Genomic DNA, 13,762 nt, shown 5'->3' on the forward strand with positions numbered 1-13,762 from the left:
ACAAGATTGCCAACGTTTAATAATGGATGAGATGTAAACAACATGGAATCGGAAAAGAAACTAGAAGCTGAAATGAGTGATGCTGAGCGTAAACAACAACTTGACTTAAAGAAAGCGGGATCATTTAAGCCAAAGAATCCGCCTTTAATCACTAATATTTATACAGCAGATCCTTCGGCTCATGTATTTAACGAAAAGATTTATATTTACCCTTCACATGATATTGAGACCGACAGTGCGATAAATGACGATGGCGACCATTTTGCTATGCGTGATTATCATGTTCTTTCGATAGATAACCATAGTGAAGAAGTGACAGATCACGGCGTGGCATTAAGTTTAGAAGACATTAAATGGGCTTCAAAGCAACTATGGGCACCTGATGCCGCAGAAAAATCGGGTCAATTTTATTTCTATTTTCCAGCTCGTGATTATGACGGTATTTTTAGAATTGGTGTTGCGATTAGTGACACGCCATCTGGGCCTTTTAAAGCACAGGAAAACTATATCGAAGGGAGCTTCAGTATCGATCCCGCCGTGTTTAAAGATGATGATGGCAGTTACTACCTTTATTTTGGTGGTTTATGGGGCGGTCAGCTACAAAACTGGCGTGATGGTAAATTTAGTATTCAAGATAGCTACCCAGCTGATAATGAGCCTGCGTTACCAGCAAAAATGGCTAAATTATCAGACGATATGTTAACGCTTGCTGAGCCTGTAAAAGATATTGTGATTGTTGATGAATCAGGCGCTCCAATCACAACAGGTGATAACGAGAGACGCTTTTTTGAAGCATCGTGGCTACATAAATATCAAGGCAAGTATTACTTTTCATATTCGACAGGTGATACCCATAAAATTGCTTATGGCATAGCAGATAACCCTTATGGACCATTTGTTTATCAAGGTGTGATTTTAAATCCAGTTTTAGGATGGACGAATCATCATTCAATTGTATTTCATCAAGACAAATGGTGGTTGTTTTATCATGACTCTAGTTTGTCATCAGGAAAAACCCATCTGAGATGCGTAAAGAAAACAGAATTAATACACGATATAAATGGCAAGATTTTGCCAATAACCGCGTATGACTAGCATTAGAGCAAATTTTTTTGCTTATTTTAGTTATGGTCAAGTTGACATTAAATTATTAAGTCAATACAGACGATGTCAACGAGAATTAAAGCTGTAGTCAATTTTTTACAGCTTATGAAGCAATAAATGTACAGAGTATCGGTAAGGACTTGATAGTTAATGCTTTTAACTATTTAATAACATCTAAACCGATAGCAGTCTTTGTTAGCACTCTTTATTGATAATGATAATTAGGTTTTCAAGTTTTTTATTGGCTTGTGTAAACCAAAAGGAGTCATTGCCGATTTGGCAATAATGAAGAAAAGGGGAGAGTTAGATGTTTAACAAAACGATTATAACAACTTCGATTCTAGCAGCATTAAGTTCAATGGCTGCTAATAACAGCTACGCTGATGAAGAAGTTGAAGTCATTACCGTTACCGGTATTCGTGGTGGCTTAGAAAGAGCCATGGATATTAAACGTGAATCAGAAGGTGTTGTTGATGCAATTTCTGCAGAAGATATCGGTAAATTTCCAGATACCAACTTAGCAGAATCATTACAGCGTATTACTGGTGTATCTATTGACCGAGCTAGTGGGGAAGGCAGTCGTGTCACAGTACGTGGTTTTGGCGCAGCGAATAACTTAATAACTTTAAATGGCCGTCAATTACCAAATACAACAGGCGACAGAACGTTTGATTTTGCCAATGTTGCAGCTGAAAGTGTTAATGGGGTGCAAGTTTATAAAACCTCTAATGCCAGTGTTACATCAGGTGGTATTGGTGCAACGATTAATCTTACAACGTTTAAACCACTTGATAATCCAGGATTAAAAGCCACTATCAGTGGTAAAGCAATTGAAGATAAGTCATCAGATAAAGCCAGTACAACACCAGAGCTAAGTGGTCTTTATTCACAAACTTTTGCTGATGATAAATTTGGTATTGCCATTTCAGGCAGTTATCAGGAACGTGAAAGTGGCATGCAGCAATTCCTTCAAGATCAAGGCTATCGTGCAAGTGACTATACTAATACTGGCTGGGGTGGTGTTCCTGCAGGTGCTGAAGGTGGTACAAATCGTCCAACTTCTGGTATTTACTCAAATGCACAACAACCTCGTTATATCTTTGAAGAACGTCAACGCGAACGCATAAATGGTCAAGTAACTCTGCAATATCGCCCAGTTGAAACTTCACTGCAACAATCGATTACACTACGTTTAGAAATAACATCGAAGAACAGCATACTGATGCATCTGTATGGTTCAACTATGCTGGTGATAGAAGTGAATCTGTTTGGAGCGGTGAACCTAACGCATGGCCTGAGATTTACTCTGAAATTTATAACATCAATAGTCCTGCAGATTTACAAGATACGTCATTAACTGTCGGAGCTTGGGGCCGTGAAGAAACAACAGATTCTATTGGTATTAACTTAGATTGGGATGTGACTGACGATTTGTCTTTAACGTTAGACTATCATAACTCCTCAGCGGCGATGGAAGCGAGTGATCCTAGGCACGGAACACGTAATAACGTACAACTTCCTTCTTATACCCGTAGCCGTACAGGTCTCGACTTAACCGGCAGTCTTCCGGGGATTGCGACTGGTAATATCGAAAACTTTAATCCTAGCACGATGCGTTTATCGGGTAGTTGGTTTGCTAATGACAAATATTCTTCTGATATTGAGCAAACTCAATTAAGTGGTAAATATCATTTAAATGAAGATTTAAATATCGATTTTGGTGTCGCTTACAATAAAGTGAATAACCATTATCGTCATACTCAAGTTCAGCGCCCAGATTGGGGTGGTGTTGGTGAGGTGGGTGACTTCGCTGGTATTGATTGGACTGAAGACACTATCTTAGATAAATTTTCTGGTACACCAGGCAATTTCGAAGGAACGCCTACGCAAGAAGATTATGATCTATTCAACAAAATCTTTTATGCCGATTTCGACCAGATTGTTAATGCTGCAGAACTTGCTGATCCTGAAGCGAATGTTGATGGTTTATACGGTGATTGTCAGGCTGCCCCAGGCGCGGCATCAGGCCCTAATGGTGAAGGTCAATTCTGTGCTTCAACGCAATGGGATGCGGGAACAAACCGCTTTACAGAAGAGAAAACCACAGCTGCTTATTTGCAAGCCAACTACTTTGGCGAAATCTCGGATATGCCTTTTAGTGTTCACGTAGGATTACGCTATGAACAAACAGATGTGTTCTCACAAGCGTCTGCTCCAGGTTATAGCCGTGTTGAATGGACCGAAGCAACCTCAACTTCGGTAACAGGTATCACAGGTATTGAATCTTTGAGTCAATCAGCTGATTACGACCAATTCTTGCCTAATTTAAACTTCAATTTATCAGTCACTGATGATGTTATGGTGCGTGCTGCTGCAAGTAAAACCATTTCACGTGCAAGTTACAATGATTTGCTAGGTGGAACTTCAATTAATACTGGTGGCAGTTTAAGTGGTTACTCTGGTAGTTCAGGAAATCCAGGACTTGAACCTTTAGAATCAATTAACTACGACTTCACCGGTGAGTGGTATTACGATGAAGGCAGCTATGCCTCTGTTGGTTACTTTAGAAAAGATGTCTCGAATTGGATCCGTACCGGAACAAGCACCTCTAATATTTTCAATTTATCAAATCCATTAAGTGGACAAAAGTTTGATTCAGCGGTGGCTGCATTGGGTGCTGGTGCAACGAACGAAGAAATTCGTGAGTATATTTTCGAAAATTATGAAAATGATCCGAATGTTCAACCAAACTATGATGCAGACGGTAACTTAGATGGCGGAACAATTATTGGAGATCCTGCTACCGACGACGAAGTCACATTTAACTTGAATGTTCCTGTTAATGGCGATGAAGAACACACCATTGATGGCTTCGAATTTAATGTTCAGCATTTATTTGGTGAAACTGGCTTTGGCGGTATCGTTAACTACACCATGGTTAACTCAGATCTTGAATATGATAATAATTCGCTAGAAGACACTGAAGCATTAGTTGGGTTAAGTGATACGGCCAACTTAGTTTTATTCTACGATAATTATGGTTTACAAGCGCGCGTTGCTTATAACTGGCGTGATGCATTTTTAAATGAGCGTCGTGTAAATGGTGATTTAACTGCGCCTATTTATACTGACGAGTATTATCAGATAGATTTCAACGTAAGTTATGACATCCCTGCTGTAGAAGGCCTAACAGTATTCTTAGAAGGTATTAACGTGACTGAAGAGTACGTGAAAGAATATGGTCGTGTTGATCAGTTAGTGTATAAAATAACTCAAACAGGAGCACGTTATGGCTTAGGAGTTAGATATACATTCTAACAATGCGTCACTGGCTCATCTATTTCGGTAGATGAGCCAGTACGATTAATTTGAATGTTTATCTGGTGGATCACAACATGACTTCAACAGCCATTAAAAATATCGTTATTGTTGGGGGCGGAACTGCGGGGTGGTTAACCGCTGCAATTTTGGCTTCTAAAATAACTCATGATGCTGTCACTATTACCTTAATCGAATCGCCCGATATCGCAACAATCGGTGTCGGTGAAGGGACGTGGCCTTCAATGCGTCAAACTTTACAAGATATAGGTATTAGTGAGGCTGAGTTTTTAACAGAGTGCGATGCAAGTTTCAAACAAGCCTCAAAGTTTATTAATTGGAATGTGAGTGATACTAGTTGTAGTGATAATTCTGTCACTCATAGTTATTACCATCCATTTTCACTGATTAGCTTCCCATTTACCGATGCTTTCAAGCAATATCAAACGGTAAAAAATAATTTACCGTTTGATATCAAGTTTGCCGATGCTATGGGATATCAAACCCAGTTATGTCAGCAAAATCTCGCACCTAAGCAAATATCAACACCAGAGTACCAATTCGTTTGTAATTATGGATACCATTTAGATGCAGCAAAATTTGCAAACTTATTAAAACAACATTGCGTGAAAAGACTTAAGGTGAGTCATATCGCTGCTAATGTGATTGGTATAAATAACGTAAACCAAGGCGTAGATGTTCAAATTTCAGATACCGAGTATTCTGAAAATAATAGCGTTACTTGCCGCCATGGGCATATTGAATCAGTGACGATTAAAGATTCAAGTAACAGGGATAGAAAGATTCAAGGTGATTTGTTCATTGACTGCAGCGGTCAGCATTCATTGTTATTAGGCCAGCATTACAAGATCCCATTAGTGTGTCAAAAATCAATATTATTTAATGACAGTGCAATAGCGGTTCAAATCCCCAACGACACTACAGCCAGCATAAACTCAAGTACGTTATCAACAGCTGTAAGTGCAGGGTGGATTTGGGATATTGGGCTACAAACAAGAAGAGGTGTAGGTCATGTATATTCCTCTTCTCATCAAACAAAGGATGAGGCCTTAACTGAAATTAAGCGCTATATTGCGACAAGTACGCCTAATTTATCTGCGCAGCAACTAGAAAATTTGTCATTTAAACATCTTGCTTTTTCACCAGGTTTTCGTCGCCAATTCTGGCATAAAAACTGTGTCGCAGTAGGGATGTCTGCGGGATTTATAGAACCACTTGAAGCGTCTGCCATTGCGCTTGTTGAACAGTCTGCAATTGAAATTGCACAACAATTTCCAACAGATCTGGCAATTCTTCCTATCGTTACTGAGCGTTTTAATGAGCGCATGAAGTTACATTGGCAGCAAATTATCGAATTTTTAAAATTGCACTATGTCTTATCCAAGCGACGAGATAGCCAATATTGGTGCGATCATCAAACATTAAGCTCAGTACCTGATTCACTAAAAACATTACTCAATCTGTGGCAACACCAATTACCAAGCGCAGCGGATATTACTCACGTGAATCCTCTCTTTCCTAGTGCGAGTTACCAATATGTTTATATGGGGATGAAGGAGACGACAACAGCGAATACACCTGATCCAAAAGTTAATTTATTGAGTCCAAACTCAGGAATCACTCCTCGTTATATCGCCTTTTTAGAAGATGTGATGAGTAAGCGACAAACATTATCTCAACGAATGAAATCTAATCGGGAACTGTTAGATCTTGTTAGGCAACAAGGCTTTTCTGCTATCTAACTAAAACAAACTAACGAAGATAAACAAAATAATATGAGATTGTGGGTAAGGGCAATCTTGTCGGGAGAATAAGATGAATCATGTATTACTTAATAATGTAGAGCACAAAGAATTACGTATCAATACTCAGCGTTCAGCAGAACTTGGCGATGATTTATGGTTTGCTGCAACTTTTTTAGCAGAGATCAAAACTGCGCAAGCCCATTATCCCATCTTATTTCAGAAGCATTCTGATACTGGCGAGTTTAGCCCTGTCACCTTATTCGGTTTTAAAAACCAAGAAAATCTATTTTTAACTGAAAACGGCTGGGATGCGAGTTATATCCCACTATCAGTTCAAAGGATGCCTTTTTATATTGGCTATCAAAAAACAGCGCAAGACGGTGTTACTGATATGCAACGTGTCATTACTTTAGATACAGACTCTCCGAGAGTGAGTAGCAACCAAGGAACAGCTTTGTTTCTTCCGCTAGGTGGTAACAGTGATTATCTAGAACATATTGGCAGTGTGCTTGAAACCCTACACCTAGGTTTACAAGAAAATCAGCAATTTATAGCAGCGTTAATCCATTGTGATTTATTAGAATCGGTGTCAATGGACATTAAATTAAATGATAGCTCTCATCATCAATTAATTGGATTTTATATCATTAATGAAGAACGACTAGCCAAATTAGAAGATGCAGAACTCCTAGGACTTCACCATGCAGGTTATTTAGAAGTCATTTACATGATTATCGCTTCTCAAGCTCACATTAATAAGCTGATTGAACGAAAAAATAAACAGCTAAACAATTAACTTCAGAGTGTTAACAGCAAAGGTTGACTTACCCCCTCACAGAGTTGATTGAAGAGAATAATATGGCCAATAAAAAATTAGTAATTAGTGAATATACTGGTGTCACGCCCCAGAATATCGACAGAACACTGCTATATTCAGAGCAACCAGTCATATTAAAAAATTTTGCCAGTGACTGGACACTTGTTCACCATGGTAAAAAGTCATTACTTAAAGCCATGGATTATTTACGTAAAAAATTTGATGGTGATAGTGTTAATGCTTGTTATCTACACAACGACCATCAAGGGCGAGTTTTTTATAATAAAGATTTGTCAGGATTTAATTTTGATCCTGTGCAGTTACCTTTAAATGATGTGTTAGCGCAACTCATTGACCAAATCTCAAAGCCGCATCCCGATACCATTTATGTAGGTTCAACGAGCATTAAGCGCAATTTCCCTGAATTATTGGAAGAAATTACAATCGATACCATGCCAGATGATGCATTAACGAATATCTGGATGGGTAATCAAACAAATATATCAGCGCATTATGATGTCGCACAAAACCTAGCATGTTCAGTCGTTGGAAGGCGTCGTTTTACTTTATTTCCGCCTGAGCAAATAGATAACCTTTATATTGGTCCAATAGATCTTGCTCCTGGAGGTCAACCAATAAGCTTAGCTGATTTAACAAATCCTGATTTTGAGCGATATCCAAAGCTTAAACATGCATTTAACGCTTCTCAAGTTGTCGAATTAGAAGTGGGTGATGCGTTGATTATTCCTAGCATGTGGTGGCATCAAGTTGAAGCCTTAGCACCATTTAATGTGTTAATTAACTACTGGTTTACATCAGGCTTGGGGCATTTAGGTCAACCGAGTAACGCTTTAATGCACGGTATTTTAAGTCTCCGTGACTTACCTGAAGTGCAAAAAGTTGCTTGGAAAAAATTGTTCGATCATTATGTTTTTAACGATGAATACAGTAATTTTGAACATATCCAACCATCTGCACAAGGTGTTTTACGCTCTCCATTAAATGAAATAACGGCAAGAAAATTACGTGCGCAAATTCAAAATCAGTTAAGGCGTTAAAGTTTTAATATAGAATAAAAACAATAACCTAATAATCTAGGTACAAGTGGGGATTACAATGTCAAATAAAATTAAAAATGTAGTTATAGCTGGTGGCGGAACGGCTGGTTGGATGGCTGCTGCGGCTTTCTCAAAATTATTAGGAAAGCATATTTCAGTCACTTTAATTGAATCTGATAACATTCCTACCGTTGGTGTTGGTGAAGCGACAATCCCTACGCTTCATTTATTTCATGACCTGTTAAAAATTAAAGAGTCAGATTTTATGGCGGCAACGAATGCGACTTTCAAGCTTGGGATTTCTTTTGAGAACTGGAAAAAGTGAATGAAGATTATATGCATTCGTTTGGCTATATTGGCCAAAGTTGCTGGGCTGCTGGTTTCCAGCATTTTTGGCTCAAAGGTTATCAACAGGGGATAGCGAGTGAAATTGGTGACTATTGCCCTGAACATTTAGCCAGTCGATTAGGTAAATTCGCCGCTTTACCTAATCAAGACCGCAACCATGCTTTTCATACCGATGCCGGTTTATATGCAAAGTTTTTACGTGCCATTTCTGAACAACATGGTGCCAAACGGGTTGAAGGTACAATTTCAAAAGTTAACCTTAATCATTCAAACGGTTTTATAAAATCGCTGACCTTAGCTGATGGTCAACAGATCAACGGCGATTTATTTATTGATTGCACAGGATTTAAAGGATTACTCATTGAAGAAGCACTTCATACTGGTTACGAAGATTGGCGTCACTGGTTACCTTGTGATAGCGCTATTGCAGTGCAAACAAGGCAAACTAAACCGTTAGTGCCGTACACACGCTCAATAAGCGCATCCATCGGGTTGGCAATGGCAAATACCACTTCAAAATAGAATGGGTAATGGCTTAGTGTTTTGTAGTAAATACATGACAGACCAGCAAGCAAAAGAGCTGCTGCTTGAAAACATTGAAGGTGATAAGCTCAATGAACCTAGAGTCCTGAAGTTTAAAACTGGTACTCGCCGTAAACACTGGAACAAAAACTGTGTAGCAATTGGTCTTGCTAGTGGTTTTATTGAGCCACTAGAATCCACGAGTATCCATTTAATTCAACAAAGTGTCGTTAGATTGATGCAAAGCTTACCTTCTACAGAAATGGAACCAGCTGTAGTTGATGATTTTAATCGAAAAATGCGACTTGAAATCGAAAATGTTCGCGACTTTATTGTGCTGCACTATCATGTAACTCAGCGAGATGACAGTGAGTTTTGGCGCTATTGTAAATCGATGGAAATACCAAAAAGCTTACAAGATAGAATTGATTTGTTTGTACAAAGTGCACAAGTATATAAAACAGATCAAGAATTGTTTGGCGAAGCGTCATGGTTACAAGTGATGATTGGACAAGGACTCATGCCCAAAGAATATCATCCAATCAGTCGATAACATGTCTGACGAGGAGTTAGCGGGTTTTCTAAATACCATAAAATCAACAATTCAGAGAAGGGTAAACAGCTTACCTAACCATGTAGATTTTATTCAAAATTATTGCCGCTCTGCTGAAATGAGGTAAGTTAATTTTAAACTTCTGCCATTTGTTATTTAACGTGGCTCTGATATTACAGTAGGGCTAAATTTTTATAAGCTTGCTAGTAGCTGATAGTTAACTGCTAACTTTTCAAATAATTCTATTAGGAATAACAGATTATGATCAGTAAAAATTATCAGTTAACTCGTGTTTTTGTATCTAGTTTTTATCAATCAAAATTACTTGTTTTTTTGCTTCTATTATTTATTTCAGCTTGGTGTTGTACGATTAAACAAGTTAATGCAACGGGGTTTGATACGTTGCCTAAAAAGCAATTTAACGTATTGGTTTTTAGTAAAACCTCTGGTTGGCATCATAAATCTATATTAAATGGAGTGAAGGCAATAGAAGAATTAGCCGAGAGACATTTCTTCAATGTTATCTGGCATCAGGAAGCACATTATATTAATACCCAGTACCTTGCAGATGTGGATGTGGTTATTTTCTTGGCAACAAGTGGCGACATTTTAAATGAAAAGCAAAAGCAAGCACTCGAAACATATGTTCAAAGCGGTAAAGGTTTTGTAGGTATCCACAGCGCTGCTGATACAGAATATAGTTGGGAGTGGTACCATAAATTAATTGGCCATACATTTGTTATTCATCCAACAGTCCAAACTGCGCTCGTCAATAAAACTGCCATTGATTTTATCGGATCTGAACAATTGCCTGCTTCTTTTTGGTTTACAGACGAGTGGTACGATTTTAGTGAGGCCAATACACCATCTTTGCAATACTTATTAACTGTGGACGAGCAGACTTATCAAACGCAATCTGATTGGGGAGACAAACAGGGGGATGGGATGGGAGATTTTCACCCCATTGCGTGGTTTCAATATTATGATGGTGGTCGCTCATTTTATACAGGCTTAGGTCATCTGGGTGCAGTGTATCAAGACCCGTTGTTTTTAGCCCATTTATACGGAGGCATTTATTGGGCGGCAACAGGTCTTGGTTATCGTCAGTAAAATATTATTTAACCAGGAACTTTTGTTGTCAGTTTGAATAGCCCATTACCTGTTGTAATGAGCAGTGTTTTCATATCTTTTCCACCAAAAGCGACATTAGTCAATTTGGGTGCAATGAACACTGACTGAATCAAACTTCCTTTTTTATTATAAATTTTTATAAAACCTTCGTTATGACTTGTAGCATATAAATTGCCAGCACAATCAATAGCCATTCCATCAGGTGTATCTATGCTAATTTTCTGCGTAATTTCTGCTAATGTTTTATCCGTTGTTAAGCGATAAACATAAATATGATGCGAGTAATCCCCGATATAAATATGCTTTTCATCCCTAGATAAAGCGATTCCATTAGGTTTATTAAGTGACTTATTAATAAGCTGGACATGACCCTGCTTGTTTAACGTATAAACACCAGTATAAGGAGTTTGCTGCTCTCGTGCCCCTAGCTGCCAATCAGGATCTGTGAAATACAGTATTTCATCTTTATCCATGACGGCATCATTAGGAGAATTAAAATGTTGGCCTTGAAACTGGTTAGTAATGACGTGTTGATCTAATGACGACAAATTCATCTTGCTGATACCACGGTTAGCATGATCAAGCAGGTATAACTCATTACTTTTAGCGTATAACCCATTCGTACCAACATCATTGATTAGTTTATTGACACCGTTATGATGACTCCATGTATAAATTGTTGAAATAGGTCCTGATGTCTGAGGCCCGTCAAAATCCATTTCTGAAAAATAAAACTGTTGTTTCACTGATGACCAGGTTGGTCCTTCGAGAAACCCAAGTTCTTTAGTAATTAATTTTGGTGTGGGATTAACAGGTAAAGGTGGAATATCTGAATGACATTGTGCTTTTGTATCTATCGCAACATTTACCATGTTGTTTGAATGAGAGTTGATTGACCTTGTATCACTTGAGCTTTGAATAAATTCTTGTTGAGTGGCCTTATAAGGTTGAACAGGCTTAGCGAAAACTGGAGAAGTAAAATAAAAGATCATGTTAAAAACCAAAACCATATTTATGAAACAAAGATGTTTGCTGCCCATTTGATCCTTTACCCAATATTCCCTATTAACGATTAGTTAACATCATAATCACCTTGTACCTAATAGTCAAATTGACATTTAGGTGTGTCGTTATATATGCTTAAAAAAGTGAGGATAATTAAATCACTCATGAGGAAAGCTAATTACAAAAGGAGGGGTAAATTGAATAGTCAAAGGTGTTCCAAGGGAAAAAGAAACAAGAATAATACCAGTTCACTATATGGTGTTTATCTTAAGGCAATAATTATCTGTATTTTTACAAGTCAGTGTTTCTTTTCAGGGTATACGGTGGCGAATAATGAACAACCCCTAACTTTAGAGACTTTAAAAAATCACTATAATGGCCACTTTAAAGTTGGAGTTGCGATAAATGAATCAATCCTCAACGGTAATTCGCCTAAATTGACCGATATTGTAACGACTCAGTTCAATAGCATTACGTTAGAAAATGCCATGAAAGCTGAAGTTGTTAATCCTACACGTTCATATTATGACTTCACTGAAGCTGACAATTTTGTTGAGTTCGGTTTACAACATAAGATGTTCATTATTGGGCATACATTAGTTTGGCATAACCAAACACCTGATTGGTTTTTCTTACAACCTGACAACTCAGCAAATTCTTCTGAGCAGCAATTAGACAGAATGAAACAGCACATTAAACTTGTTGCAGCAAGATATGCTGGCAAAGTCGATGCATGGGATGTTGTTAATGAAGTGATTGGTGAGGATGGATATTATCGCCAAACGAATTGGGTTAAGGCCGTGGGTGATGGGGATAAACTCGTGAAATATGCATATCAGTTTGCTGCTGAATATGCACCCGATACAGAACTATATTACAACGATTTTAATGCATGGCGGCCAAATAAACGTGATGGCATCATCCGAATGGTCAAGTTACTACAGGATGAAGGCATTAGAATTGATGGTATCGGTATTCAAGCCCACTGGGGACTTAATTATCCTGAAATTGGGCAAATTGAAGCGGCAATTGATGCATATGCAGCGCTCGGGTTAAAGGTAATGATTACAGAATTAGATATAGACGTACTACCATTTACCAAGCATGGGCAAGTCATTGGACAGGCTTTCTACACCCACAATTTCAACTGTCAGAGTTTAAAGCATATTTAGACCCATATCGTGATGGTTTACCTGATTCGGTTCAAGTGCAACTTACTAAAAGGTATCAGGCTTTGTTCGAATTGTTTTACCGTAAGAAGGATAAAATTGACCGAGTCACGTTTTGGGAGTACATGACACAATGTCTTGGAAAAATGATTATCCTATTCCACAAAGAACAAACTATCCATTGTTATGGAATCGCGATTTAAGCTATAAACCTGCTCTAACTTCAATCTTGAACATACCGAAAATTCAATAACGGGCTAAATCTAGTATTGTGTAGCTAGTTCTAAGTTACGCAATATTTGAACAAACAATATTTTTAGTAACTATCTGAATTATTGTGAATAGATACATGACAACTGATTTATAAGTTGACCCAAAATCGCCAACAAATGATCTAAATTTTATCCTTGAAGCCTTTTGTAATTGGCATCAAGGGTATCTTTCAAAAATGATTGTTTATTGAAACAGCGTTAAGTGAATTTATTTGCTTAAAAAATCACATCAGAAAAAATAAACAAATAAATTTTATCAAGCCCAAATTGCCATCATTTAATTTTACTTAATATTAAGTAATACCTTTATTTGCCAATAATTTAGTAAACCAAATTGCTTATCATTTGTGTGTATTACCAGTATCGGTATTGTGCTCTTTAAAATAGATAGATTAAAAATCCAGCTTGTAGTCAAAAAGACCATATGTTATTTTTTTGTTATTCGGTTTAAAAAGCAGTCACTGAATAGGAGCTAAAACAATCAAATAATCATTTGGGCTTTCTTTGCCTAAAAAATGAATCTATTTAAGGATTAGTTAATGAACAAGCATGTAAAAAACGGTGGGTTATGCGCGTTAGCGTTAGCCACGTTAACAATAAATATTGCGGAGGCTGCTCCGCAAAAAAATCGGATTGGAAAAGGTTTAATTTTTTCAGCCATGTCGAAACTCTTGCAGATGCAAGTAAAAAGCACGTAAA

Annotated in this window: 8 protein-coding genes and 2 pseudogenes; 9 read left to right on the forward strand and 1 reads right to left on the reverse strand. The window is 37.7% G+C overall.

Going from position 1 to position 13,762, the window contains the following annotated elements:
* Window positions 1–42: 42 nt before the first annotated feature.
* The 7 genes and pseudogenes from ACGEDC_RS18780 (at window position 43) to ACGEDC_RS18810 (ending at window position 10,596) form a co-directional block, all read left to right on the forward strand.
* On the forward strand, window positions 43–1,095 hold the full coding sequence (locus tag ACGEDC_RS18780; protein WP_394495064.1) for a glycoside hydrolase family 43 protein: 1,053 nt from the start codon (window positions 43–45) through the stop codon (window positions 1,093–1,095).
* 316 nt (window positions 1,096–1,411) lie between these two features.
* A pseudogene (locus ACGEDC_RS18785) lies at window positions 1,412–4,422 on the forward strand (TonB-dependent receptor).
* A gap of 77 nt (window positions 4,423–4,499) precedes the next feature.
* A complete protein-coding gene (locus tag ACGEDC_RS18790; protein WP_394495066.1) occupies window positions 4,500–6,185 on the forward strand; it encodes a tryptophan halogenase family protein in 1,686 nt (561 codons plus the stop codon).
* Between the two features lie 73 nt (window positions 6,186–6,258).
* Entirely contained in the window at window positions 6,259–6,984 is a 726-nt protein-coding gene (locus tag ACGEDC_RS18795) for a SapC family protein (RefSeq protein ID WP_065108105.1), read from the forward strand.
* 62 nt (window positions 6,985–7,046) lie between these two features.
* Complete coding sequence (locus tag ACGEDC_RS18800; protein ID WP_394495069.1) at window positions 7,047–8,063, forward strand: cupin-like domain-containing protein; 1,017 nt, start codon at window positions 7,047–7,049, stop codon at window positions 8,061–8,063.
* Window positions 8,064–8,121: 58 nt separating this feature from the next.
* Window positions 8,122–9,613: pseudogene (locus tag ACGEDC_RS18805) on the forward strand (tryptophan halogenase family protein).
* Between the two features lie 134 nt (window positions 9,614–9,747).
* Complete coding sequence (locus tag ACGEDC_RS18810; RefSeq protein WP_394495071.1) at window positions 9,748–10,596, forward strand: ThuA domain-containing protein; 849 nt, start codon at window positions 9,748–9,750, stop codon at window positions 10,594–10,596.
* Window positions 10,597–10,604: 8 nt separating this feature from the next.
* Here the strand turns inward: ACGEDC_RS18810 and ACGEDC_RS18815 are convergent, their stop codons facing one another.
* The gene (locus ACGEDC_RS18815) at window positions 10,605–11,657 is read right to left on the reverse strand and encodes an SMP-30/gluconolactonase/LRE family protein (protein WP_394495073.1); all 1,053 of its coding nucleotides are present in this window, start codon (window positions 11,655–11,657) and stop codon (window positions 10,605–10,607) included.
* Between the two features lie 288 nt (window positions 11,658–11,945).
* Between ACGEDC_RS18815 and ACGEDC_RS18820 the strand changes: the two genes are divergently transcribed.
* Both ACGEDC_RS18820 and ACGEDC_RS18825 read left to right on the forward strand, forming a co-directional pair.
* Window positions 11,946–12,794, forward strand: coding sequence for an endo-1,4-beta-xylanase (locus ACGEDC_RS18820; protein WP_394495075.1), 849 nt, complete (start codon window positions 11,946–11,948; stop codon window positions 12,792–12,794).
* 808 nt (window positions 12,795–13,602) lie between these two features.
* Complete coding sequence (locus ACGEDC_RS18825) at window positions 13,603–13,761, forward strand: hypothetical protein (RefSeq protein ID WP_394495077.1); 159 nt, start codon at window positions 13,603–13,605, stop codon at window positions 13,759–13,761.
* Window position 13,762 lies beyond the last annotated feature (1 nt).

This window comes from Shewanella sp. ENK2, assembly GCF_043568515.1.
In the GTDB taxonomy this organism is placed as follows: Bacteria; Pseudomonadota; Gammaproteobacteria; order Enterobacterales; family Shewanellaceae; genus Shewanella; species Shewanella japonica.

Bases quoted from the DNA above. Each gene is read 5' to 3' on its own strand.
- ACGEDC_RS18815 (WP_394495073.1), bottom strand. From the start codon at position 11,657: ATGGGCAGCAAACATCTTTGTTTCATAAATATGGTTTTGGTTTTTAAC.
- ACGEDC_RS18795 (WP_065108105.1), top strand. From the start codon at position 6,259: ATGAATCATGTATTACTTAATAATGTAGAGCACAAAGAATTACGTATC.
- ACGEDC_RS18825 (WP_394495077.1), top strand. From the start codon at position 13,603: ATGAACAAGCATGTAAAAAACGGTGGGTTATGCGCGTTAGCGTTAGCC.
- ACGEDC_RS18780 (WP_394495064.1), top strand. From the start codon at position 43: ATGGAATCGGAAAAGAAACTAGAAGCTGAAATGAGTGATGCTGAGCGT.
- ACGEDC_RS18790 (WP_394495066.1), top strand. From the start codon at position 4,500: ATGACTTCAACAGCCATTAAAAATATCGTTATTGTTGGGGGCGGAACT.
- ACGEDC_RS18800 (WP_394495069.1), top strand. From the start codon at position 7,047: ATGGCCAATAAAAAATTAGTAATTAGTGAATATACTGGTGTCACGCCC.
- ACGEDC_RS18810 (WP_394495071.1), top strand. From the start codon at position 9,748: ATGATCAGTAAAAATTATCAGTTAACTCGTGTTTTTGTATCTAGTTTT.